Below are 21762 nucleotides of genomic sequence, written 5' to 3'. Positions count from 1 at the left end.
CGGGCTCCGTCAGCGCTGTTCGAGCTGGCGCGTGAGCGCCGCGTGGAGCTGGTCGGCAAAGCGCTGCATGCGCGCTTCGAACGAGTTCACCCGGTGCGAGAAGCGATTGTAGGCGATAACTGCCGGGATCGCCGCGAACAGGCCGATGGCGGTGGCGAACAGCGCTTCGGAAATGCCGGGCGCGACGACCGCCAGCGAGGAGTTCTGCTGCTGGCCGATCTGGAAGAAGCTGTTCATGATGCCCCAGACGGTGCCGAACAAACCGACGAAGGGTGCGACCGAACCCACGGTGGCAAGGAAGTTGAGGCGGTCCGACAGCGCATCCGCTTCTTCACCCAGCGACGAGGTCATGGCCAGGGCGATGCGCTGGCGTGCGCCTTCGTGATCGACGGTGCGGGACTGGGCGTTGCGGCGCCATTCGGCCAGTCCGGCCCCGGCCACCTTGCCGAGCGGCACGTTGCGGCGCGCGCGCTCCTTCTGGAACGATTCGAAGTTCTCGGCCTCCCAGAAGCCGTCCTCGTACTCGTCGCAGCGGCGCTGGACCCCGCCCATGCGCATCGTGAAGGTGATGATGATCATCCAGACCCAGATGCTCGCCAGCAGCAGGCCGAACATGATGGCCTGAACGACGATGTCCGCGTCAAGGAACAGCTTGATCGGGTTCAGCCGATCGGTTTCGCCGCTGATCGCTACGGCAGAAGCAAGCAGGTCGAGAGTCATTCTAGTCCTTCCGGGCCGGATTCAAGGCCAGAAACAGGGCCTGTGGCGGGAGATTGAGAGAGCATGCGTCCGTCGACGAGCGAATCGAATGCATGTTGCCAAGCGGCAGGTTGTTTGCGCGGTCGTCCATCAGGACCGATGAACCCGACCTTGACGACGGCTTCGCACAGCCGCGTTTCGCCGCGCCAGGCCACCTGCCTCAGCGTGCAGGCGACGCGGCCGACCGTCTCGGGAAAGGTCTCGATGACGACGGTATCGCCAAGGCGCGCCGGGGCGCGGTAGCGCAGCGTGGCCTCGGCAACGGTATAGAGCCCCTCGCCCGCTTCCAGCGCAGCACGCTGGTCGATGCCGAGCAAGTCGAGCAGGTCGGAACGGGCGCGCTCGAACCAGCGCAGGTAATTGGCATGATAGACGACCCCGCCCGCGTCGGTGTCTTCATAGTACACGCGCAGGGCATAGCGATGGACACCGAGGTCGATCGTGCCGCAACTGGGTTCTGGAATGGCCATCATGCAGCGCGGATGTGTAGCGGGGCCTTCCCTCACTGCAAAGGGACAGGCGGCAGCTTACCGCCTGTCAGCAACGCCACATCGGCCCTATGGGTGTGGATATCTCTCCGACCGGCGCCGGTTTACTCGCAGATCATCTGAAAGAACTGCCGGCCGCCGAAAATGTGGACATGCAGGTGCGGCACTTCCTGGTGGCCGTTGGTGCCCATGTTGACCATCAGGCGATACCCCGGCCCGTCCAGCTCGAGCTGGCGCGTGACATTGCCGACCGCACGCATGAAGGCGGCGATCTCGGCGTCGTCGGCCTTGGCGGTGAAGTCGTCCCAGGAGACGTAGGCGCCCTTGGGGATCACCAGAACATGGACCGGCGCCTGCGGACGGATGTCGTTGAAGGCGAGCGCGTGGTCATCCTCGTAGACTTTCGTGCAGGGCAGCTCGCCGCGCAGGATCTTCGCGAAGATGTTGTTCTCGTCGTAGGGCTGCTTGGGGTCGATGGGCATTCTCAGGGCTCCCGCGTAAGGCGTTGATCGTCTTGAGGGAAAATTCAGTCCTTGGGGCGCGATGCCTTTTCGGCAATGCCCGAGACGCCTTCGCGGCGGTCAAGCTCTGCCAGGACATCGGCAAGGGGCACGCCCCTGGCGCCGAGCAGGACCATGAGGTGGAACAGCAGGTCCGCGGCTTCGCCGATCAGTTCCCTGGGGCCCTGCGCCAGCGCGGCGATGATCGTTTCGGTCGCCTCTTCGCCCAGCTTCTGGGACATCTTGCCCAGGCCACTGGCGTTGAGCTTGGCGACATAGCTGGTTTCGGGATCGGCCGCGCGGCGCGCCGCGATCGTGGCTTCGAGGCGGGACAGGGTGTCCCCGCTCTGGGATTGCGGACTCATCATGATGCGCCAAGCCATGCGGCGAGGCGCCTTCGCGGTCAAGCCGCTGCGAAAGTCCCGGGCGAATTCAGTCCTTGGACCGGCGCGACGACAGCCGCCGCCCCAGGGCCAGACCGGCCAGGCCGATGCCCAGCAGGGCAAGTCCGCTCGGCTCGGGCAACGGCACGCTGGCCGCGGCGAAGGCGGGGACCGGCAGGGCGATCAATGTGGCAAGCGAAATGCAGTGACCGGTGTAACGCACGGGGGGAAGAGCCTCACGGAGTCGAAGTGTCCTGCGCCCATCCGATCATCCGGAGGGGGCAGCAAGCACCTATCGGCGCCTGTCCCGATGTGGATCACTGCCGGCGCGAAAGCTCAACGCGCGAAGGCCGGTGTCAGGCCCGTGCCGGAAGTCCCGCAGAGCGCAGGGCAGCGTGCGCCTCGGCGATCGAATGCTTGCCGAAGTGGAAGATCGAGGCGGCCAGGACCGCGCTTGCATGACCGCGCGTCACGCCCTGAACAAGGTGATCGAGCGTGCCCACGCCGCCGCTGGCAATGACCGGGACCGAAACCGAATCGGCAATCGTGCGCGTCAGTTCGAGGTCATAGCCGCTCTGGGTTCCGTCCCCGTCCATCGAGGTGACCAGCAGTTCGCCCGAACCCAGCTCGGCCAGCTTCAGGGCGTGCTCCAGCGCATCGATGCCGGTCGGACGGCGGCCGCCATGGGTGAAGATCTCCCAGCGCCCCTCGCCCACCTTGCGCGCATCGACAGAGGCGACGATGCATTGCGAGCCGAACTTGTGGGCGATGTCGGCGACCACCTCGGGGCGCGAAACGGCGGCGGAGTTGACCGCGACCTTGTCAGCCCCCGCCAGCAACAGCGCCCGCGCGTCCTCGGCAGTGCGTACGCCGCCGCCCACGGTCAGCGGCATGAAGCAGACTTCCGCGGTGCGCTGGACGATGTCGAGCAGCGTTCCGCGCCCTTCGTGGCTGGCCGAAATGTCGAGGAAACACAGCTCGTCCGCACCGGCCGCGTCATAGGCGCGCGCCTGCTCGACCGGATCGCCCGCGTCCTTCAGGTCGACGAAGTTGACGCCCTTGACCACGCGGCCGTCGGCAACGTCGAGGCAGGGAATGACACGGACGCGGACAGTCATGGCTTCAGCCCCTCTGCGCCATCTGGATGGCGGTCGCGAGGTCGAGGCGGCCGTCGTAAAGCGCGCGTCCGGTAATGACGCCCTCGATGCCGTCGTTCTCGTGCAGGGTCAGCATGCGGATGTCGTCGAGGCCTTTCACGCCGCCCGAAGCGATTACCGGCAGGTCGGTCTGGCGGGCCAGATCGACGGTCGCCTGCACATTGCAGCCCTTGAGCAGGCCGTCGCGGCCAATGTCGGTGAACAGCAGCGAGGCGACGCCCGCATCCTCGAAGCGGCGGGCCATGTCGACGATCGAAACGTCGGACACTTCGGCCCAGCCCTCGGTCGCGACCATGCCGTCGCGCGCGTCGACGGCGACGACGATGCCGCCCGGGTATTCCTGCGCCATGTCCTTGACGAACTGCGGGTCCTTGAGCGCGGCCGTGCCCATGACGACGCGGCTGACGCCCAGCTCGAACCAGCCCGCGACCGCCTCAGGCGTGCGGATGCCGCCGCCGAGCTGCACATGGCCGGGGAACACCTCGAGGATCGCCTCGACCGCTTCGCGGTTCTCGGCCTTGCCCGCAAAGGACCCGTCGAGATCGACGACATGAAGGAACTGCGAGCCTGCATCGGCAAAGAGCATCGCCTGCGCGGCCGGGTTGTCGCCGTAAACGGTGGCGCGCGCCATGTCGCCTTCGGCGAGGCGGACGACCTGACCCTGCTTGAGGTCGATGGCGGGAAATACGATCATTTCAAGGCTTCCAATCGAGGAAACGGGAAAGCAGCGCGAGGCCGAAGGCCTGGCTCTTTTCGGGGTGGAACTGCACGCCAACGACATTGTCGCGGGCCACGGCAGCGACAAGTCCGCCGCCATGGTCGGTCATCGCCGCAATGTCATGCCCCTCTTCGGGCACGAAATGATAGGAGTGCAGGAAATAGGCCTCGCCCGCCTCGACCAGCCCGTGCGCCGGGTCCTTGCGGCCGAGCGAAACGTCGTTCCAGCCCATGTGCGGGATCTTGATCGCCGGATCGGTACGCTCGATCAGGCGCACTTCACCCGGAATCCAGCCAAGGCCCATGGTGGAGCCATGTTCCAGGCCCCGGGTGGCAAGAAGCTGCATGCCCACGCAGATGCCCAGAAACGGCGCACCGCCCACGTGGACCCGCTCGGTCATTGCATCGACCATGCCGGGGATCGCCCAGAGCCCCTTGGCGCAGGCCTTGAACGAGCCGACGCCGGGCAGAACGATACGGTCCGCCGCGCGAACGACGGCGGGATCGGCGGTAACCTTGACGTCCTGCGCCCCCGCCGCGCGCAGGGCATTGGCTACAGAGTGGAGATTGCCCGCACCGTAATCGATCAGGGCCAGCGTCATTCGGCGAGCCCTTCGATCCCGGTCGACAGGAACGTGGGCGCCCATTCGATCACGTCGACTTCGGCGACCCCGCCCTTGACGAACGGATCGTTCCCGGCGAGCGCGGCGACGGCTTCGCGGCTCTCGCCCCTGGCAAAGACGATGCCGCCCTCGCGCGGGACCTTGCGGCCCCAGCCGATGAGGTGGCCGGCTTCATGCCCCGCCTTGAGCCAGTCGACATGCTCGGCCAGCAGCGCATCCACGGCTTCGATTGGGGCGATGTAGCGCAGCGAGAGAATGAAGCTCGCCATCACAGCGTGTCCTGTCCGAGGATCCCCTTGGTCGACGGAATCGCCCCGCCCTTGCGCGGGTCGAGTTCCACCGCCGTGCGCATGGCCCGGGCGAAGCCCTTGAACAGCCCCTCGCAGATGTGGTGGTTGTTGGTGCCGTAGAGCAGTTCCATGTGCAGGGTGATGCCCACCGCCTGGGAGATCGAGTGGAACCAGTGTTCGACCAGCTCGGTATCGAACTCACCCAGCTTTTCCTGCGTGAAGGCGGCCTTCCACACGAAATAGGGCCGCCCGGATATGTCGAGCGAAACGCGGCACAGTGCCTCGTCCATCGGCGAGTGAACGTCGCCGTAGCGGCCGATCCCGGCCTTGTCGCCCATCGCCTTGGCGATCGCCTGGCCGATCGCGATGGCGCTGTCCTCGGTGGTGTGGTGCTGATCGACGTGCAGATCGCCTGCGATCCTGCAGGTAATATCGATCAGCGAATGGCGCGAGAACTGCTCGATCATGTGATCGAGAAAGCCAATCCCGGTCGAAACGTCATAGGAGCCCGTACCGTCGAGGTTCACTTCGACGGCGATGTCGGTCTCGTGGGTCTTGCGATTGATCGAAGCTGTGCGCATGCCGTGCGCCTATAGACCTGTATCTGCGGGAATCAATCACGCGCGAACGCTCAGGGGCGAGTACGCGGCATTTCCCTGTATCACGGACGGTTTACCTTGGAATAAGTGCGCGGAACAGTTAAAAAGGCGTGTCAACAAGCTTGACCGCAACATGAACGATGCGCACGTAGGGCGCGATGAACGATACGCCACCAGACAGCATGATCCCATACGACGAGATCGTACAGGAAGCCCTGCGCGCCGTAGTCGGACGCGTTCTTGGCCAAGTGGAAGCCGCCAACGGCATCCTGCCGGGCAGCCATCATTTCTACATCACGTTCAAGACGACGGCCCCCGGCGTCAGCATTCCCGACGATCTGCGTGCCCGTTTCCCCGACGAGATGACGATCGTCCTCCAGAACAAGTTCTGGGACCTTGGCGTGCGCGAAGACGGTTTCACGGTGAGCCTGAGCTTCAACCAGCTTCCCGCGAAACTGGACATCCCCTTCTCGGCGATCACCGCCTTCGTCGACCCGGCGGTCGATTTCGGCCTGCAGTTCCAGGCCATGGCCGAGGACGATGAAGAGGACATGCCCGGCATGGCCGGGAACGACGGTTCGGAACGCGATGTCGCCTCGCGCATTACTCCCAGCGAGGATGGATCGAACGTCGTTTCGGTCGATTTCGGCAAGAAGAAGTAGGCGGGGCCAGCGGCCCCGGGAAGGCAGTCTCGATGGCCACGATGACAGGGCAGGACGAAAGCGACGCGGCTGTTGAAGCCGCGACCGCTGCCGAAACCCCGGCAATGGTTCAGACCGACTCTACCTCCGAAACCGTGGCACCGGGCAAATCCAGCAGGAAGAGCAAGCGCAAGCCGCGGCCCTCCCCGCGCGAACTCGTCGGCCCCAGCCCCAACGACCACACCAACCTGGCGATTGCCGACATCGCCCTTCGCGGCGGCTCCTTCCTTGCGCGCCGCGCGGTGGAAAAGGCCCTGCTCGGCAAGAAGTTCACCCCCAGCAAGGCCAGTGCGATCCTCAAGGGCCGCACGATGGGCGAGACGATGCTTCACCGCACCCTCGCAAGGGTTGCCATGACCTCGATCCCCGGCGCCATCGTCGTGGGCGGCGGGCTGATCGCCAAGACGCTTTACGACCGCAGCAAGGCGCGCACTGCGCAGGCCGCAGGCGAAGAAAAGCTCGCCGACATGGCCGAGGACGGCGAAGAGTCCTGACAGCGCCTAAGTCGCTACCGGCGTGAGCAACCGCACCGCGATTGCGCAGCCCTCTTGATTTGCAGCGTCCCGCCCGCCATCGGGGGGCATGGACAGCGCATCCCACCCCATCCAAGACGCAGCCGCCGGCGGCTCGCTGGCCCGGCGCGGCCTCATGTTCATCATGTCCTCGCCCTCGGGCGCCGGCAAGACGACGATTTCGCGCATGCTGCTCGAACGTGACGAGCACATCTGCATGTCGGTTTCGTGCACCACCCGCCCGCCGCGCCCGGGCGAAGTCGATGGCAAGGACTACCATTTCGTCAGTCAGGCAGAGTTCGACCGCATGGTCGCCGACGAGGAATTCCTCGAATGGGCCACGGTGTTCGGCAACAGCTACGGCACCCCCAAGGCACAAGTGAAGGCGGGGCTGAAGGAAGGACAGGACTACCTGTTCGACATCGACTGGCAAGGCACGCAGCAGCTTTACCAGAAGCTGGAGCGCGACGTCGTGCGCGTATTCCTGCTGCCGCCCAGCATCGACGAACTGCGCCGTCGACTGACCGGGCGCGGCACCGACAGCGAGGACGTGATCGCCGCGCGCATGGAACGCGCCCGTTCCGAGATCAGCCACTGGGACGGCTACGACTACGTCGTCGTCAACGACGATATCGACGCCTGCTTCGACAAGGTGCGCGAGATCCTGGCCGCCGAACGGATGCGCCGCGCCCGCCAGACCGGCCTGATCGGCTTCGTTCGCGAACTGATGACGCCCTGAGCGTTCGGGCCGGAACCCTCAATCGACTTGTCCTGCGCGCGCCCACGCTCTAGGCGCGCCACGAACGTACCCTTGCCGGAGAATACCAAGATGTCCGAACTCGAAACCGCGATCGAAGCCGCCTGGGAAGCGCGCGACACCGTCACCCCCAAGAGCGACGACGTTCGCAAGATCGTCGACGAAGCGCTCGGCCTTATCGAATCGGGCGCCGCGCGCGTGGCCGAACCCGACGGCCAGGGTGGCTGGAAGGTAAACCAGTGGCTGAAGAAGGCCGTTCTCCTGAGCTTCCGCCTCAATGACAATGCCCCGGTCCCCGGCGCCGCGGGCGGCTCGCCCGCGTTCGACAAGGTACCGGTGAAGTTCGACGGCTGGGATGAGGCGAAGTTCCGCGAAGCCGGCTTCCGCGTCGTACCCGGCGCCGTCGCCCGCCGCGGCACCTTCATCTCGAAGAACGTCGTGCTCATGCCCAGCTTCGTCAACATCGGCGCCTACGTCGGTGAAGGCACGATGGTCGACACCTGGGCGACCGTCGGCTCGTGCGCCCAGATCGGCAAGAACGTCCACATCTCGGGCGGCGTCGGCATCGGCGGCGTGCTCGAACCGCTGCAGGCCGGCCCGGTCATCATCGAGGACAATGCCTTCATCGGCGCGCGTTCGGAAGTGGCCGAAGGCGTCATCGTCGGCGAAGGCGCGGTGATCTCGATGGGCGTGTTCCTGGGCGCATCGACCAAGATCATCGACCGTGCGACCGGCGAAGTTCACATCGGCAAGGTTCCGCCCTACGCGGTTGTCGTCCCCGGCTCGCTGCCCGGCAAGCCGCTGCCCGACGGCACCCCCGGACCGTCGCTTTACTGCGCCGTGATCGTCAAGACGGTCGATGCCCAGACCCGCTCGAAGACCGGAATCAACGAGTTGCTGCGCGACTGATCCACTTTCCCGGCGCGGGCAATCGCGCCGGAACGGTGTTCGCCATGGTGCGTTGCCTAGGGAAAGGGCCACGAGAAAGGTCCCGACCCGATAAAGGAGACGCACCATGGAAACCCGTGGCGAAGAAATACATATCGACAAGGACGAAGCCCGCGCCGGCAACACGCCGAATATCGTGCGCTACGTCCTTGTCATCAGCCTGGCGCTGGCGATCGTCGCACTCTCGGCGATCTGGATCACCGGCGCGCTGACCGACGACAATCCCGAAGGCAGCAACAGCGCGACTGCAGCAGCTTCCGTGCAGGGCGACAGCATGAGCTGACATCGCCCGCGACAGCTCGGCTGCGAATCACTATCATCCTTCCCGGCTCCCGCACCCTTTGCAAGAGGCGGGGCCATGATGGGGAGGTTCGCGTGGCCGATCTTGAACGCTTCGTCGATGCTCAGCGGGCGTTTTATGCCCAGGCGCTCAGCGAACTGCAGGACGGCGCCAAGATGAGCCACTGGATGTGGTTCATCTTTCCCCAGATCGACGGCCTTGGCACCAGCCAGACCGCCCGCCTTTACGCCATATCCGGCCTTACCGAAGCCCGGGAATATCTGGCGCACGAGGTACTCGCCCCGCGGCTCACCGCCTGCACCGAAGCGATGCTGATCTGGGCCGGGAAACGCAGTGCGACTTCAATTCTCGGCGAAGTCGACGCGATGAAATTCTGCAGTTGCATGACCCTGTTCGAAGCGGCCGGCGGCGGCGAATGCTTCGCCCATGCTCTCGACGCCTTCTGCCAAGGGCGCCGCGACGAACGCACGCTGGAACTGCTCAACCTGCGCTAGGCGCCCCGCCTCTGAGGCCACCCGATTCGCGCCTTGCGGGAACCGGTCAGCGGGCTTACATTCCAAGGGTAGGCCCGATTTTCAAAAGCGGCGCCAGACAGTCGCCGGGCCTGCGGGAGAGAGCGACTATGCAACGCATTGGCGAAGAAGTTCATCTGGACACCGAGGAAGCGCGGGGCGGTTCCACGCCCCATATCGTGCGCTACATCCTGATCGGCAGTCTGGCCCTGGCGATCCTGGCCATGTCGGCGATCTGGATCACCCGCGCCGTATCCGAACGCCCCGCACAGGGCTGGCCGGTCACGGCAGAACAGCACGCGCTGGGCGGATAAGACCCGGCTCGTGTCCGGCGGACGAGACTTCGGCCGCCGGATTGCAGGCGCAGTCAGAACGTCGTCGGCGATTCGATGGCCGGATCACCGCGGTGGGCTGACGCGTAGGCTTCGGCCGCTTTCATTACCCGCATCATGTTGCCGCTGGCAATTTTCTCCAGATCCGCTTTCACCATGCCCCGGCGCGCCAGTTCGGTGAACAGCGCGGGATAAGTCGACACGTCTTCCATCCCCGCAACCGTGACATCGACGCCGTCGAAATCGCCGCCCAGCCCGACATGGTCGATCCCGGCGACCCTGACGACATGTTCGATGTGGTCGGCGACGTCGCTTATCGAGCCGCGCGGCATCGGGTTGGCCTTTTCCCAGGCCTTCAGGGCCGCCTCCGCGCCCTCGGGATCGCCCGGATGCAGGGATGCCTGCCGCGCCTTTTCCCCGGCCTGCGCCGCCAGCCACTGGCGGGTCGGCTCGACCACGTAAGTCGGGAAAACATTGACCATGACGATCCCTCCGTTCTTCGCCAGCAGTTCAAGAACGTCGTCGGGGACATTGCGCGTATGGCCGTTGATCGCCCGCGCGTTGGAATGGCTGAACATCACCGGCGCGCGCGCGACCTCCAACGCATCGCGCATGGTCGCCGCGCTTACATGGCTGAGATCCACGAGCATTCCCATGCGCTGCATCTCGCGCACAACATCGCGGCCGAACTCGGTGAGCCCGTCATGCTCGGGCGTGTCGGTGGCGCTGTCGGCCCAGGCAGTGTTCCTGAAATGCGTGAGCGTCATGTAGCGCGCGCCGAGCGCATACATCTGCCGCAGTACGCCCAGCGATCCGCCGATCGAATGGCCGCCCTCCATCCCCAGCAGCGGAGCCACCTTGCCCGCCTTCATGGCCCGCGCCACATCGGCGCTGCTTGTCGCGAACATCAGGTCCTTGGGATAGGCGGCGATCAGGCGCTTTGCGACGTCGATCTGCTCCAGCGTCGCCTGCACGGCATGCTGGTCGTCCAGCTTGGCCGAAACATAGACCGACCAGAACTGTGCGCCCACATGCCCCTTGCGCAGGCGCGCAATGTCCGTCTGCATCGCCTGCAGATCGTGCCCCGGATCGGCGGTTCCGCTCGTGTCGGTAAAGTCGAAGCCTGCAAGGATGTCCTTGCGCCTTTCGCGCAGCTGCTCGGGCACATCGTTGTGTCCGTCCCACACGGGGGCTTCGCGCAGGGCCGACAAGGCGACCTGCTGCGGATCGGGCGCGGCGATGGCAACAGCGGGGGACGCGGCCAGGGCAAGGAGCAGGCTTGTGCGCAAGGCTTTGTATCGCATGGCTTCCCTCATTCGACCGAAGAATGCCGCGAACAGACGCGATCGCGCCGCAAAGCACAAGCCCCGGCAAATATTGGAGTCTGTTCGATTGAAGCCTACAGGGGAAGAAGCCGCCGGCGGAGGCGGATGCCGAACGCGATCTCAGCGATCGCGATCCCCCCGGACCGAAGCTTTACCCCCCGACAAAGCTTCGTCCCCGAGCGCCAGCGGCTTCTGTCAAAAATGGCGACATGGCCGCCATCCCCCTGCACGCCGAAGGATTAGGTACAATCCCTTGCAGAAGTGTTAACAGGAACGGAAGCAGCTGGAATACGCAAGGTTTGCGCTTAACATCACCTGCATACTGTTAGCTTTCCGTCACCGTAAAGAAATCCGACAATACCGGAACGGCCAAGATCGCCCGGATCGCAGCCAGCTACACACTTTGCCGGTAGATCGCAGCGGTCGAACAGCTTAACTGCGAGGCCATGGGAGAGTTCGACTACATCATCGTCGGTGGCGGCAGCGCCGGTTGCGTGCTTGCCAATCGCCTGAGTACGGACCCGGGAAACCGCGTCCTCCTGCTCGAAGCAGGCGGCAAGGACGACTACATCTGGATCCGCGTCCCGGTGGGCTACCTCTATTGCATCGGCAACCCGCGAACCGACTGGTGCATGTCGACGCAAGCCGAGGCGGGCCTCAACGGACGCATGCTGAAGTATCCGCGCGGGCGCGTCCTAGGCGGCTGCTCCTCGATCAATGGCATGATCTACATGCGCGGACAGGCAGCCGACTATGACGGTTGGCGGCAGGCCGGCAACTCCGGCTGGGGGTGGGACGAGGTACTGCCCTACTTCAAGCAGGCCGAGGACCACTTCGAAGGGCCCAGCGCATACCACGGCAGCGGCGGGGAACTCCGCGTGGAGAAGCAACGCCTGCGCTGGAAGATCCTCGAGGCGTTCCAACAGGCGTGCAGCGAATACGGGATCGCCGCCGTGGACGACTTCAATCGCGGCGACAATGAAGGCGCGGGCTTCTTCCAGGTTACCCAGCGCAAGGGCTGGCGCTGGAGCGCTGCCGACGCCTTCCTGCGTCCGGTACGCTCACGCGCGAACCTCAAGATCGAGACCGGTGCCCTCGTCGACAAGGTGATCGTCGAGGACGGACGCGCGGTCGGTATCGCCTATTGCGTCGGCGGCGAGCAGCGCACGGCCAGGGCGCGCGGCGAAGTCGTGCTGGCGGCAGGCGCAATCGGCTCACCCGCGATACTCGAGCGCAGCGGCATCGGCGATGCAGCCCACCTGTCTGCGCTGGGCATCGCCCCGCTCGTCGACCGCCCGGAAGTCGGCGGCAACCTGCAGGACCACCTGCAACTGCGCTGCGCCTGGAAAGTCTCGGGCGTGGCCACGCTCAACCAGCGCGCCGCCAATCTGTTCGGCAAGGCGCTGATCGGGCTGGAATATGTCCTGCGCCGCACCGGCCCCATGGCGATGGCTCCCAGCCAGTTGGGCGCCTTCGCGAAAAGCGACGCGCGCTACGCCACGGCCAACCTGGAATATCACGTCCAGCCGCTCAGCCTCGAAGCCTTCGGCGGCGCGCTGGACCCCTTCCCCGCCTTCACCGCCAGCGTATGCAACCTGCGCCCCGAGAGCCGCGGAACAACCCGGATCGCCAGCGCCGATCCGGCCGAGGCGCCGGGTATCCGCCCCAACTACCTGTCAACCGAGGAAGACCGCCGCGTCGCAGCCCAGGCCATCCGCGTGACCCGCGGCATCGTCGCGCAGCCCGCCCTTGCCCGCTACAACCCCGAGGAAGTGCGCCCCGGCGCCGCCTACCAGAGCGAGGAAGACCTGCAGCGCGCGGCAGGCGACATCGGCACGACCATCTTCCACCCGGTCGGTACCGCGGCGATGGGCTCGGTCGTCGATGCCGAGCTGCGCGTTATCGGACTTGATCGCCTGCGGGTCATCGATGCATCGGTCATGCCCACGATCACGTCTGGCAACACCAATGCGCCCACGATGATGATCGCCGAAAAGGGCGCCGCGATGATCCTCGCCGCCGCGCGGGCCTGAAGAAGGGGAAGCACGACAGATGAGCGACGCCGATACGACCGCTGGGCAGATCGTCGCGCGCCTCGGCCTTGAACCGCACCCGGAGGGCGGCTGGTACCGCGAGACCTGGCGCGCCGACGCCCCGCCTGGAACGCGCGCTGGTGCCACGGCCATCCATTTCCTGCTCGAGGCAGGCCAGCGCTCCCACTGGCACCGCGTCGATGCCGCCGAACTGTGGCTGTGGCATGCCGGACATCCGCTCACGCTGGAGATGGCGCCCGATGAAGCCGGCCCTGTCAGCCGGACCGTGCTGGGCGGCAATGTCCTGTCGGGCGAGGCGCCTCAGGTCCTCGTGCCGCCGGGCCTCTGGCAGGCGGCGGCGCCGATCGGCGGCTGGACGCTGGCAAGCTGCGTGGTCGCGCCCGGATTCGAGTTCTCGGGCTTCGAACTGGCCCCGCCCGACTGGTCGCCACGCAGCTGACGGACGCTGGACAAGTCCGGCCCGCTCGCGCAGTCTCCTTGTCGGGGAATTTCGGGGGTCCGGCCGCATGGCAGGCGAGTATGACAGCATAGACGTGGCCGCCCGCCGCGTACTCGGTTCGCCGCTGCAGAACCTCGTGCGCGCGGCGATCTTCGTCCTCGCCGTCTTCGTGCTCGCCACCGCAGGCTTCGTCGCATCCGGCTGGAGTTTCGGCGACGCCGCCTACATGGTCATCCTCACGATCTTCTCGGTGGGTTACGGCGAAGTCCACCCGATCGACACCGCCTGGCTGCGCACGCTCGACATCGCGACGATCGTGCTGGGCTGCACCGGCATGATCGTGCTGACCGGTGCCCTCGTCCAGGTCTTCGCGCATTACCAGATACGCAACATTCTCGGGATCGACCGCATGCAAAGCCAGATCGACCGCCTCACCAACCACGCCATCGTCTGCGGCTACGGCCGCATCGGCAAGCAGCTTGCCATAGAGCTGCAACGCGCACGAACCCCGTTCATCATCGTCGACCGCAACCCGGCCAAGATAGCCGAGGCCGAAGCGGCAGGACACCTGACGCTCAAGGCCGATGCCACCGATGAAGCCTCGCTCAAGTCAGCGGGGATCGAACGCGCCCGGGTCCTGGCGACAGTCTTGCCCGACGATGCGCTCAATGTTTTCATCACTCTCTCGGCCCGCAACCTCAATCCGCGGATGGAAATCATCGCCCGCGGCGAATATCCCACGACCGAAGGCAAGCTGATCCACGCCGGGGCCGACAAGGTGGTGCTGCCCACCCATATCGGGGCCGAACGGATCGCCGAGATGATCGTCTATCCCACGACGTCGCGATTCCTGGGCGAAGCCCCGCAAGTGCGCGATCTCAAGCGCGGCCTGCACGAATTCGGGCTGGAGATCGAGGCGGTGACGGTTCCGGAAAAGTCGGCGCTGGCAGGGGCAACGGTCGGGGAAGCCGAGCGCCGGGCCTGCGGCGCGTTCTTCCTCGTCCAGATCGACCGGCCCAATGGCCAGAGCTACGTCCACCCTGCCGAGGATACGCGCATCGAGGCGGGCGATACGGTCGTGCTCGTCCTGCGCGGCACGCGGATGACGGCGGGCTCGATCTTCACCGAACCACGCCAGCCTTTCAAGATGGGGCGCGGTTACGTCTGACCGGAAGCCGCGCGGCTAGGCGTGGTGCAATTCGCAGGTGAGCGTGCCGCGTTCCAACCTGCCGCGACAGACCCCGAAGCCAAGATGCGGACATTTGCGCTGCGCGTCGAAGCGACTGCCCCGCGACTTCGCCACGGCCAGGCCAAGGCCCTGCACTCCCATGGCTGCAACAACCGGGCGGCCCTGCCGAGTCGCATTTTCCAACATCGTCACGAATGCCATTGCCATCCCCTGATGGGCTACCGACCGATGCGTCCGGCCCGGCCCGATGAAAGCAACATAAAGGCATCGGCGCAGGAAAACTTTGCGCCAGCGCAACAAGGCGCGGCAGTTTCCTGCCACGCCTTGCGCTTCTCCCCGTTCCCTCGGCCTACGGCGCGACCCGAATGGCTCTGCGGGTTTTCGATCGAACCAGCGTTACCTGCTTGTATCCGACCTATGCATCTGGACTCACGGTATTCCGACGCCATGCACGCGCCGGAACTTCCCGATAGACGATCTGCCCTGCACCCGGCACAAGCGCCAACCGCTGCCCGCCGGTCTGCAATCCGGCCGGTGCGCACAGTGGCAATGCCGAGAGCAGGACCAGATCGTCTGCTCGGGGAACCGATATGTCGCTGGTAGAAATGGTGCCTGTCATCGCTGCAGGCTCACGGGCCCGGTGATCCAGCCGGACACGATAGCCCGAGCGCCAACACCAGGAGCGAAGCCTTGTCTTTGGTCTGCCATGAATTGCTTCAAGACGACATCCTCTTCCCTGGCAATTCCGTCTTAGCAGACTGCCTTATTGGTAAAGGTGAACATAACATTGCCATAAGCAATGCAAAAGTCCCCAATGGGATTATCGCCGATCCGATCCCTTTTTGCATCGCAAAAACAACGGGACAGAACTCTTGCGCACGTTTTCGCGCGAGGCGCAGGGCCTTTCGGTCGCAGTTGTAGCGAGGTCCCGCACATGCGATTCCCGGATATGCGGGGCTTGCGGCAACGGCCATACTTGCACTCGCTCACTGGGCCCGCTCCGCTGCCGCTGAGGATCGAAACCGCCACCGTCTTGCGGATGCTGCATTGCGCAATGGATTGCAGCGCCCCATTTTGCGGTTTTACACGGGAACATCCACAGGTTTGTCTACGTTACGTGCCCGTACTGTCCACTCGGCAAGAAAGGCCCGGCCATGACCACCAATTCCGCTTCCGCGCGCTACGAAGGCTTCGGCAAGAACGGCAAGGGCGCGATCAGCACCCGCTCCGGCGTCCTGAGCGACCAGCCTTACGGTTTCGGAACGCGATTCGAAGGCCAGCCGGGGACAAATCCCGAGGAACTCATCGCCGCAGCCCATGCCGCCTGCTTCACAATGGCAACCAGCTTTGCGCTCGCATCGGCGGGCCACGATGGCGGCACACTTGAGACGAATTGCGTGGTGACGCTCGACAAGGACGGTGCGGGCTTCAAGGTGACAAAGTCCGAACTCTCGCTAAGCGCCACGATCCCCGGCATCAGCCAGGAGGACTTCGCGAGCATCGCCGACGATGCCAAGGCCAACTGCCCGATCTCCAAGCTGCTCAATTGCGAAGTCACGCTGGAGAAGTCGCTGGCCGGCTGAGCCCGCAGGCCAGTGGCCGGAACGCTCCGGCCACTGGCGCGTTACCGATTTTCGAGGGGGGCAACCGGAGACGGCGAGTTGCCTGGTACGACACAGATCCTTGGCGCCCTGCTCGGCGCCGTCACCTTGGGAACGCTGGCAGGCGCGACGATCCCCACGGCGATGAAGCCGGCCTTCGGGCCCGACTGGCGCGATCGCTACGGCGTGCGCTTCAATCCTTCCGCAGCGACGTACTACGTCGAGGCTGGACCCGAGGACCTCAGCCCCCCGTCCGACACGACGCCGCGCTGGGCCGTTTCCTATTACCCGCCAATCCGCCAGTCGATGGATGAAGATCGCGACTGGCTGGAAGGCGCCAGCGCCGATGCCATGCAATATACCGCATACACCCGCGATCCGGACGCAGATTACCGCGATGCCGTGTCGTACGATGACAAAGCGACGACGCAGGGCGAGCCGGCCCTGACTGGCATCGCCGGGCACCGCGTCATCGAGCCGGTGCGCGCCGCCATGCGCGAAGTCAAGGTGGACACCAGGGCTGAAGCCGCCGTCGCTGCTGCCGCGCGTACCGCAAGCGCCGCGGCAATCTCGATACCGCGCCTGAGCGAGGGGCTCTAACCCCGCTCCCCACCCGTCCTGGGATTGTTCCTGGTCCATGCGCAACCCTGACGGACCTCATCGCCAATGCGCAAGGTTACGCCAAAAGGATAGTCTGCGCTGGACATACCGTCGCTGCATTCGCCCGGCGTGATTGCCAGCGTCATTTCGCCGCCCGAGAGGCTACCGCTGAGAGAGAGCCCCCCGCGACCGGCAAAGCGTGCAACGGCGATCGTTTCACCTTCCGGATTTTCCGGTGTCGTATAGGTCAGGCTCGTTCCTTCGGCCTTCCCGCCCCAGAACGGTTCCGTACCGATGAAGTGGACGACCTCATCCTTGGCTATTCCATTCCATGGCCGGTGATCGTTGCTGTCACCCGGAACGTCGGATGCGCCCGGCTGGCAAGCGGCGAGCGTCAGCGATGCGGCAAGCAGGCCCCGGCGGGCAACGAACAGGGCTCGTGATCCGATCATGACCGGGGCCTACGCTGCCGCACGCGGTCTAGCAAGCATCTGCAGCACGAGGGATTCGCAACGGGCATCTCGCCCATGCAGCATATCCTTGTTCACCTGCCGAACATCGAATTCCGCCGCAGAGAGGCAAAAATCGGCGAAGATCTGCGAAAAATCACGTTTATCAGGTCATTGTGCAGATAGTTGCAAATACTGCAACAATGGCTGCAGCAATCGAATTTGCCAATCGCTGCTCAGCTCGACATGCTGCAATGCAACAAGACACAAGGGTGCCCGAGGCAAACTCCTGCACTCCGACGAAAGGACTTTGCCATGTTCAAGACCGTTCTCACCGCCGCTGCCGTCCTCGTTGCCGTTCCGGCTGCCGCTCAGGCCGAAGATGCCCGCAACTTCTCGCACGAAGGCGTCGACTACGCCTACACCACCGAGCAGAAGGGCGACGTTACCGTGATCAAGGGAACCGCTTCGGGCGGCGTGCCGTTCCGCCTCTATGTTTCGGGCGAACGCGTGACCGGCACCTACAACTACCGCACCGTGAACTTCAAGGTCACCGATGCCGACCAGGCTCTCGCCAAGCTCAAGTAAGCCTTCACGGCTGGCCGCAAGGCCCGCACGGCAAGCATGAAAAGGGCGCCATCCCCCGGGATTGGCGCCCTTTCTATTGGTATATGCACATGCGCGTCGCGGTATCGGGCCCCGCGGGGTCAGTGCAGCCGGCGCGTACCGCCCTGCCCTTGCACCAGGCGCACTTCGATCGCGCCCGCAGCGTCCTCGACCCCATGCTTCTCGCAGATGTTTGCCAAGAGCTCCGCGACATCCTCGTCGCTGGCCTCGCGGTCGATGGGATAACGGGCAATTACCATGTCATCGATCACGTCCACGACGCTGAAGTGCCGGTTGCGGCCGGCCTCGGCGAGGGCATCGAGGTCGAAACCCTCGGCAAGATCCCAGATCTTACCCCCGCGCGACTTGATCGGGCGCTGGCAATAGCGGCAGGTGCAGTGCAGCACCCCGTCGTCCTCGCGGTGCCTGCGGCCCGCCGGCACATGTTTGCGCAAGTACCAGCACTGGGCGAGTGGGACCGAAGCGTTCATCTTGCTGAGCATTGCCGTACCTGTTTTCGCGATCTTCAACCTGACGGCCCGGCCCTGCAGAGCCGCCGTCCTGAAGATGAAAACGGTCGTTAGCTGTCGAAGTTAAGCGACTGCGCCCGCCGATTCACGCGAGGGTGACGTAGATCTCCGCCACGATGACCCACTCGCCCAGCACTTCGCGCCATTTCGCGGTGTAGTTACCGCTGCCCAGCGACTTGCCCGAACGGTCCTCCAGGCCTTGCCAGCGCCCATACTCCAGCGCGATCGGCTCGACTGCGGAAACGACCACCCGGTCCGGCGTGCGCGTGTAGATCGCCCGGGCCGGGCTCGCGAACTCGCGCTTCCAGACCTTGAGCTGGGCGTTGCGGCCCGAAATCACGGCACTGTCCGATCCAGTCACCATCACGCAGTCGCGCCCGAGGATGGGCGCAATGGCAGCCAGGTCGCCATTTTCGATCGCATGATTGAAGGCAGCACGTCGTGTGCGCACGGCAAGTTCGGCGGCGGAATTGGCAAACTGGTTCATGACATCCCTTTGCGGCCCGCTGCGATGCATAACGCTTTACGCGCCGCGCGCAATTTGCCGGGCGCTGCCTATCCGCGCCTTTTTGCGAAGGGATTGCGGGTAGCTCCAGGCTTTCACCGGCCTGCGGCCGGGTCCGCCGACAGCCCTAGTCTTCGCGCTCGAGCAGATCGTCGGTGACCTCCATCAGCAACAGCGGCTCCTCCGCCCAATCACCGATGGCATCGACGAACGCGGCGCGGGTATCCGGCTCGTCATAGACCATCCGCGCATCGAAGGCCCGCTGCCAGGTCTCGCGGTCGGGCCACTCGGCAACGCCGATAAAGCGGCCCGTTTCGGCTTCGTAGTGGAGGCGCGAACCGAGCGAGCCGTACTTTTCGCGGATGAGCGCCGTTCCGCGGCGCCAGGCTGCCCGGAACTGCTCTTCCTTGCCGGGATGGACTTTCCACCAGTAGGCGGCGACGAACATGGCGGGCTCCTCTCTTCCTGCTGCCGCGCGGCACATTCATCAAGGCAACGCAGGCAGGCCCGCATGGGTTGCCAGCCCTACATGAACTGCGAAAGGTTGAGTTCCTCGGAGGGGCCGAACCAGACGACGTGGCTGGTATGGTCGATCAGGTCGTTGCCGGTTTCTGCGTGGCCGAAAATCGTCAACGCCCCGCGGTTTACGGCGGCCCAGGTGGTGAAGTCGCCAAAGACCTCACCCGGAACGGTCAACTGGCAGCTGCCGCGAGGATGCGGCCCGACCGGACGCTGGTGGAAGCGGCCGACTTTCACGCCGAAGCGCACACGGACCCGCTCGGCAAGCGCCTGGGCCTGCTCCAGTTCGGCAGGGTCGAAATAAATATGGGCGTGAAAGACATCGGGCCGGTTCATCGCGCGTAGCTGGGCACTGTCCGTCCGCCGGTCAAGAGCCATGGGCGGGACTTTCCCGCCCATGGCTCCTGGTCATCATGCAATCCCGGCCCCTTCGTCACGCCCAGAATAGACGCTGGAAACCGGCGACGGTTACTCGGCCTCGTCAGCGGGCAGGTACAGTTCGTTGCCCTTTTCCTTGTAGACCTTGGACATCTCTTCCATGCCCTTTTCCGCTTCGTCAGCGGCAAGGAACCCGGTGCTCGGCTGGTTCTGCTTGGCGGCGAAGTCGCGCACTTCCTGGCTGATCTTCATCGAGCAGAACTTGGGCCCGCACATCGAGCAGAAGTGCGCGGTCTTGGCGCCTTCGGCCGGAAGCGTCTGGTCGTGGTATTGCTCTGCCGTGTCCGGATCGAGGCTGAGGTTGAACTGGTCGCGCCAGCGGAACTCGAAACGGGCCTTCGACAGGGCATCGTCGCGCACCTGCGCAGCAGGGTGGCCCTTGGCAAGGTCCGCCGCGTGGGCCGCCAGCTTGTAGGTGACCACGCCGACCTTCACGTCGTCGCGGTCGGGCAGGCCGAGGTGCTCCTTGGGCGTGACGTAGCAGAGCATCGCCGTGCCGTACCAACCGATCTGGGCCGCGCCGATGCCGCTGGTGATGTGGTCGTAGCCCGGCGCGATGTCGGTCGTGAGCGGCCCAAGCGTGTAGAACGGGGCTTCGCCGCAGCCTTCCAGCTGCTTTTCCATGTTCTCCTTGATCTTGTGCATCGGCACGTGGCCGGGGCCTTCGATCATGACCTGGACGTCCTGCTCCCAGGCCTTCTTGGTCAGTTCACCCAGCGTATAGAGCTCGGCGAACTGCGCCTCGTCGTTGGCGTCGTAGATCGAGCCGGGACGCAGGCCATCACCGAGCGAGTAGGCGATGTCGTAGGCCTTCATGATCTCGGTGATCTCGTCGAAGTTCTCGTAGAGGAACGACTCCTTGTGGTGGGCAAGGCACCACTTGGCCATGATCGAACCGCCACGGCTGACGATGCCGGTCATGCGCTTGGCTGCCAGCGGGATGTAGGGCAGGCGCACGCCGGCGTGGATCGTGAAGTAGTCGACGCCCTGCTCTGCCTGTTCGATCAGGGTGTCGCGGAAGATCTCCCAGGTCAGTTCCTCGGCAATGCCCCCGACCTTTTCCAGCGCCTGGTAGATCGGCACGGTGCCGATCGGAACCGGGCTGTTGCGGATAATCCATTCGCGCGTGTCGTGGATGTTGCGCCCGGTCGAAAGGTCCATGACGGTATCCGCGCCCCAGCGGATCGACCAGACCATCTTGTCGACTTCGCTGGCAACGTCCGAGGCGACCGCCGAATTGCCGATGTTGGCGTTGATCTTGACCAAGAAGTTGCGACCGATGGCCATCGGCTCGCTTTCCGGGTGATTGACGTTCGAAGGGATGATCGCACGGCCGCGCGCCACTTCGTCCCGCACGAACTCGGGCGTCACATAGTCGGGGATCGAGGCGCCGAAGCTCTCGCCCGAGCGGTTGTACTCGGCAAGGCGCGCCCGGCCCAGATTCTCGCGCTCGGCGACATATTCCATCTCGGGCGTGATGATGCCCTGGCGGGCGTAATGCATCTGCGAGAGGTTCTTGCCGGCCTTGGCGCGCAGGGGCTTGCGCAGCGCGGTCGGGAACGGGGGCACGCCGCCCGAACGATCCGGACCGAGCTGGCCGTTGTCTTCCGGCTTCACTTCGCGCGGCGCGTATTCCTCCACGTCGCCGCGGGCGAGCTGCCACTCGCGGCGCAGCGCAGGCAGGCCGGCGGCAATGTCGATTGCCGCGTCGGGATCGGTGTAGGGGCCCGAGGTATCATAGACGCGCACCGGCGGCTCGCCGCTCGAGGGTTCGAAATAAATCTCGCGCATGGCGACCTTGACCGAGGGGTTCGACTGGGCCGGGACGTAGATCTTCTTCGAGCCGCGGATGGGCCCGGTGGTTACGCCGATTTCCAGCTTGGAATTGATGTCGGCCATAAGCGCTTCTCTCCAGTGAGCGGATAGGG

The 21762-nt window shown here is 65.0% G+C and carries 31 protein-coding genes; 13 read left to right on the top strand and 18 right to left on the bottom strand.

Annotated features, from left to right (window positions below):
• Positions 1-9: 9 nt before the first annotated feature.
• From tolQ to hisB, 10 genes are all read right to left on the bottom strand, one after another.
• Positions 10-720, bottom strand: a complete 711-nt coding sequence (gene tolQ, locus PP1Y_RS10470) for a protein TolQ (RefSeq protein ID WP_007011937.1) — start codon at positions 718-720, stop codon at positions 10-12.
• Positions 717-1229 carry a YbgC/FadM family acyl-CoA thioesterase gene (locus tag PP1Y_RS10465; protein ID WP_013832201.1) on the bottom strand — a complete coding sequence of 171 codons (513 nt, stop codon included), beginning with the start codon at positions 1227-1229 and terminating at the stop codon, positions 717-719. The genes tolQ and PP1Y_RS10465 overlap by 4 nt, the downstream gene beginning before the upstream one ends.
• Before the next feature lie 122 nt (positions 1230-1351).
• Positions 1352-1729 carry a histidine triad nucleotide-binding protein gene (locus PP1Y_RS10460; protein ID WP_013832200.1) on the bottom strand — a complete coding sequence of 126 codons (378 nt, stop codon included), beginning with the start codon at positions 1727-1729 and terminating at the stop codon, positions 1352-1354.
• A gap of 44 nt (positions 1730-1773) precedes the next feature.
• A complete protein-coding gene (locus tag PP1Y_RS10455) occupies positions 1774-2130 on the bottom strand; it encodes a phosphoribosyl-ATP diphosphatase (RefSeq protein WP_148274945.1) in 357 nt (118 codons plus the stop codon).
• Positions 2131-2179: 49 nt separating this feature from the next.
• The gene (locus PP1Y_RS25320; protein ID WP_007011941.1) at positions 2180-2353 is read right to left on the bottom strand and encodes a PEP-CTERM sorting domain-containing protein; all 174 of its coding nucleotides are present in this window, start codon (positions 2351-2353) and stop codon (positions 2180-2182) included.
• 133 nt (positions 2354-2486) lie between these two features.
• Positions 2487-3248 (bottom strand): imidazole glycerol phosphate synthase subunit HisF, encoded by a 762-nt coding sequence (gene hisF, locus PP1Y_RS10450; RefSeq protein WP_013832198.1) that lies wholly within the window; start codon positions 3246-3248, stop codon positions 2487-2489.
• Positions 3249-3252: 4 nt separating this feature from the next.
• Positions 3253-3981, bottom strand: a complete 729-nt coding sequence (hisA, locus tag PP1Y_RS10445; protein WP_007011943.1) for a 1-(5-phosphoribosyl)-5-[(5-phosphoribosylamino)methylideneamino]imidazole-4-carboxamide isomerase — start codon at positions 3979-3981, stop codon at positions 3253-3255.
• A gap of 1 nt (position 3982) precedes the next feature.
• Positions 3983-4606, bottom strand: coding sequence for an imidazole glycerol phosphate synthase subunit HisH (gene hisH / locus PP1Y_RS10440; protein WP_007011944.1), 624 nt, complete (start codon positions 4604-4606; stop codon positions 3983-3985).
• Positions 4603-4896, bottom strand: a complete 294-nt coding sequence (locus PP1Y_RS10435; RefSeq protein WP_013832197.1) for a YciI family protein — start codon at positions 4894-4896, stop codon at positions 4603-4605. The genes hisH and PP1Y_RS10435 overlap by 4 nt, the downstream gene beginning before the upstream one ends.
• Entirely contained in the window at positions 4896-5498 is a 603-nt protein-coding gene (gene hisB, locus PP1Y_RS10430) for an imidazoleglycerol-phosphate dehydratase HisB (protein WP_007011946.1), read from the bottom strand. The genes PP1Y_RS10435 and hisB overlap by 1 nt, the downstream gene beginning before the upstream one ends.
• A gap of 176 nt (positions 5499-5674) precedes the next feature.
• Between hisB and PP1Y_RS10425 the strand changes: the two genes are divergently transcribed.
• The 7 genes from PP1Y_RS10425 to PP1Y_RS10395 all read left to right on the top strand — a co-directional run bounded on the left by PP1Y_RS10425 (position 5675) and on the right by PP1Y_RS10395 (position 9561).
• Positions 5675-6178 (top strand): SspB family protein, encoded by a 504-nt coding sequence (locus tag PP1Y_RS10425; protein ID WP_013832196.1) that lies wholly within the window; start codon positions 5675-5677, stop codon positions 6176-6178.
• A gap of 32 nt (positions 6179-6210) precedes the next feature.
• Positions 6211-6711: a hypothetical protein gene (locus PP1Y_RS10420; RefSeq protein ID WP_041558758.1), complete on the top strand. Its 501-nt coding sequence runs from the start codon at positions 6211-6213 to the stop codon at positions 6709-6711.
• An 88-nt stretch (positions 6712-6799) separates the two neighbouring features.
• Positions 6800-7468 (top strand): guanylate kinase, encoded by a 669-nt coding sequence (gene gmk / locus PP1Y_RS10415; RefSeq protein ID WP_007011949.1) that lies wholly within the window; start codon positions 6800-6802, stop codon positions 7466-7468.
• Positions 7469-7558: 90 nt separating this feature from the next.
• Positions 7559-8395, top strand: a complete 837-nt coding sequence (gene dapD / locus PP1Y_RS10410) for a 2,3,4,5-tetrahydropyridine-2,6-dicarboxylate N-succinyltransferase (RefSeq protein WP_013832193.1) — start codon at positions 7559-7561, stop codon at positions 8393-8395.
• Positions 8396-8501: 106 nt separating this feature from the next.
• Positions 8502-8717: a hypothetical protein gene (locus PP1Y_RS10405; protein WP_013832192.1), complete on the top strand. Its 216-nt coding sequence runs from the start codon at positions 8502-8504 to the stop codon at positions 8715-8717.
• 92 nt (positions 8718-8809) lie between these two features.
• A complete protein-coding gene (locus PP1Y_RS10400) occupies positions 8810-9229 on the top strand; it encodes a DUF1810 domain-containing protein (RefSeq protein WP_013832191.1) in 420 nt (139 codons plus the stop codon).
• Positions 9230-9357: 128 nt separating this feature from the next.
• Complete coding sequence (locus PP1Y_RS10395) at positions 9358-9561, top strand: hypothetical protein (RefSeq protein ID WP_041558757.1); 204 nt, start codon at positions 9358-9360, stop codon at positions 9559-9561.
• A gap of 53 nt (positions 9562-9614) precedes the next feature.
• Here PP1Y_RS10395 and PP1Y_RS10390 read toward each other — a convergent pair whose 3' ends face one another.
• On the bottom strand, positions 9615-10883 hold the full coding sequence (locus tag PP1Y_RS10390) for a dipeptidase (protein WP_013832190.1): 1269 nt from the start codon (positions 10881-10883) through the stop codon (positions 9615-9617).
• A 467-nt stretch (positions 10884-11350) separates the two neighbouring features.
• On the opposite strand from PP1Y_RS10390, the gene PP1Y_RS10385 reads away from it, so the two are divergent.
• From PP1Y_RS10385 to PP1Y_RS10375, 3 genes are all read left to right on the top strand, one after another.
• Positions 11351-12937, top strand: a complete 1587-nt coding sequence (locus tag PP1Y_RS10385) for a GMC family oxidoreductase (RefSeq protein WP_013832189.1) — start codon at positions 11351-11353, stop codon at positions 12935-12937.
• 19 nt (positions 12938-12956) lie between these two features.
• Entirely contained in the window at positions 12957-13397 is a 441-nt protein-coding gene (locus PP1Y_RS10380) for a cupin domain-containing protein (RefSeq protein ID WP_013832188.1), read from the top strand.
• A gap of 67 nt (positions 13398-13464) precedes the next feature.
• Positions 13465-14565, top strand: a complete 1101-nt coding sequence (locus PP1Y_RS10375; RefSeq protein ID WP_013832187.1) for a TrkA family potassium uptake protein — start codon at positions 13465-13467, stop codon at positions 14563-14565.
• Positions 14566-14580: 15 nt separating this feature from the next.
• Here PP1Y_RS10375 and PP1Y_RS10370 read toward each other — a convergent pair whose 3' ends face one another.
• Positions 14581-14787, bottom strand: a complete 207-nt coding sequence (locus tag PP1Y_RS10370; protein WP_158511843.1) for a Rieske 2Fe-2S domain-containing protein — start codon at positions 14785-14787, stop codon at positions 14581-14583.
• 953 nt (positions 14788-15740) lie between these two features.
• Between PP1Y_RS10370 and PP1Y_RS10365 the strand changes: the two genes are divergently transcribed.
• Together PP1Y_RS10365 and PP1Y_RS10360 are read left to right on the top strand one after the other, a co-directional pair.
• Entirely contained in the window at positions 15741-16169 is a 429-nt protein-coding gene (locus tag PP1Y_RS10365; RefSeq protein WP_013832186.1) for an OsmC family protein, read from the top strand.
• A gap of 78 nt (positions 16170-16247) precedes the next feature.
• On the top strand, positions 16248-16787 hold the full coding sequence (locus tag PP1Y_RS10360; RefSeq protein ID WP_148274942.1) for a hypothetical protein: 540 nt from the start codon (positions 16248-16250) through the stop codon (positions 16785-16787).
• Here the strand turns inward: PP1Y_RS10360 and PP1Y_RS10355 are convergent.
• Complete coding sequence (locus PP1Y_RS10355) at positions 16784-17239, bottom strand: COG3650 family protein (RefSeq protein WP_013832184.1); 456 nt, start codon at positions 17237-17239, stop codon at positions 16784-16786. The genes PP1Y_RS10360 and PP1Y_RS10355 overlap by 4 nt on opposite strands.
• A gap of 312 nt (positions 17240-17551) precedes the next feature.
• On the opposite strand from PP1Y_RS10355, the gene PP1Y_RS10350 reads away from it, so the two are divergent.
• Positions 17552-17824: a hypothetical protein gene (locus tag PP1Y_RS10350; protein ID WP_013832183.1), complete on the top strand. Its 273-nt coding sequence runs from the start codon at positions 17552-17554 to the stop codon at positions 17822-17824.
• A gap of 119 nt (positions 17825-17943) precedes the next feature.
• Here the strand turns inward: PP1Y_RS10350 and PP1Y_RS10345 are convergent, their stop codons facing one another.
• The 5 genes from PP1Y_RS10345 to thiC form a co-directional block, all read right to left on the bottom strand.
• A complete protein-coding gene (locus PP1Y_RS10345) occupies positions 17944-18345 on the bottom strand; it encodes a hypothetical protein (RefSeq protein ID WP_013832182.1) in 402 nt (133 codons plus the stop codon).
• Positions 18346-18457: 112 nt separating this feature from the next.
• Positions 18458-18859, bottom strand: a complete 402-nt coding sequence (locus PP1Y_RS10340; protein ID WP_013832181.1) for a DUF4440 domain-containing protein — start codon at positions 18857-18859, stop codon at positions 18458-18460.
• Positions 18860-19004: 145 nt separating this feature from the next.
• A complete protein-coding gene (locus PP1Y_RS10335; protein WP_013832180.1) occupies positions 19005-19325 on the bottom strand; it encodes an antibiotic biosynthesis monooxygenase in 321 nt (106 codons plus the stop codon).
• A gap of 77 nt (positions 19326-19402) precedes the next feature.
• Positions 19403-19774, bottom strand: a complete 372-nt coding sequence (locus tag PP1Y_RS10330; RefSeq protein ID WP_232512609.1) for a DOPA 4,5-dioxygenase family protein — start codon at positions 19772-19774, stop codon at positions 19403-19405.
• A 90-nt stretch (positions 19775-19864) separates the two neighbouring features.
• The gene (gene thiC, locus PP1Y_RS10325; RefSeq protein WP_013832178.1) at positions 19865-21733 is read right to left on the bottom strand and encodes a phosphomethylpyrimidine synthase ThiC; all 1869 of its coding nucleotides are present in this window, start codon (positions 21731-21733) and stop codon (positions 19865-19867) included.
• Positions 21734-21762 lie beyond the last annotated feature (29 nt).

Source organism: Novosphingobium sp. PP1Y (genome assembly GCF_000253255.1).
Lineage (GTDB): Bacteria > Pseudomonadota > Alphaproteobacteria > Sphingomonadales > Sphingomonadaceae > Novosphingobium.
Note: the sequence above shows the minus strand (reverse complement) of the source record. Positions and strands in the feature narration are given on the sequence as shown.